This is a genomic window from Mesorhizobium sp. M7A.F.Ca.CA.003.01.2.1 (assembly GCF_003998945.1).
Classification (GTDB): domain Bacteria; phylum Pseudomonadota; class Alphaproteobacteria; order Rhizobiales; family Rhizobiaceae; genus Mesorhizobium; species Mesorhizobium ciceri.
Genome location: NZ_RZRA01001410.1, coordinates 1 through 917, shown reverse-complemented (window position 1 = coordinate 917; position 917 = coordinate 1). Strand labels below are relative to the sequence as shown.

The following is a 917-nucleotide window of genomic DNA, read 5'->3' as shown; positions in this document are numbered from 1 at the left end:
GCCGCGCGGCGGCGTCGCCGCGCCAGTAGGTGAAGGAACGCTCGGCCCCGGTCAGCGTGATGGCATAGAGGCCAGGCCGTGCGCCCGCTATGATCGGGCTGGAGCCGATGCCGATGCCGTTCTGGCCTAAGAAATCGATCTGGGCTTGCGAGAACGGATCGTCGCCGAAGGCCGAGACATAGGTTGCCGGCCGCTCAGTGCTCAGCGCGTGCAGCGCCCACAGCGTGTTGAACGTGTCGCCGGCAAAGCCCATGCGCCAGTTCGGTCCGGTCTGGCCCGACAGTTCGAGCATGCATTCGCCGATCGAGGCGACGCCGGTTCCCGCCATCTACAATCCTCCAGTGCTTCCCGGTGCTGTAGCTTTTTGCCATCGGCAGCGCCATGCTTGGCAAGCAGGGTTTTTTCCGCCACAGCGTTTTCCCACAGGCTGGCGGGATGCGATCCGTTCGGCAGAGCGTTGTCTGCAGAAGAGGAACCGGTTTGGCATCGATATGGCGTTATCTTCTGGCGGGTCTTGGTCTGGCTGCCTTGCTGGTCGGCATTCTCGCGGTCGTCTTCCTGACGGCGCCGCGTTCGTCGCTGCCAGCCGGCCCGGATGTCGCGCGGACGAAGAAAACCGACAACGGGCTGTACGTGGCGAGTTTCGTGCCGGAACGGGGCGTGGTGCGGCAGGGCGAACTGGAATCCTGGCTGCTGACCCTGAAGACAAAGACAGGGGCTTCGGTGGAGCGCGCCGCGATCGCCATCTCCGGCGGCATGCCGCAACACAATCACGGCCTGCCGACCAGCCCGCAGGTCACCGATTACCTGGGCGAAGGCCGTTACCGCATCGAGGGGCTGAAATTCACCATGAGCGGCTGGTGGCAACTTCGTTTCGCCATCTCATCCGGCGCCGGCTCCGATACCGTACTGTTCAA

General features: G+C 64.2%; 2 protein-coding genes. One reads left to right on the top strand and one right to left on the bottom strand.

From position 1 onward, the window contains the following. Positions 1-328 (bottom strand): PfkB family carbohydrate kinase (locus EN969_RS33075; RefSeq protein ID WP_245467644.1); only part of this gene is annotated, 328 nt, incomplete at its 3' end. 152 nt (positions 329-480) lie between these two features. Between EN969_RS33075 and EN969_RS33070 the strand changes: the two genes are divergently transcribed. Next, positions 481-917 (top strand): FixH family protein (locus EN969_RS33070; RefSeq protein ID WP_127419841.1); only part of this gene is annotated, 437 nt, incomplete at its 3' end.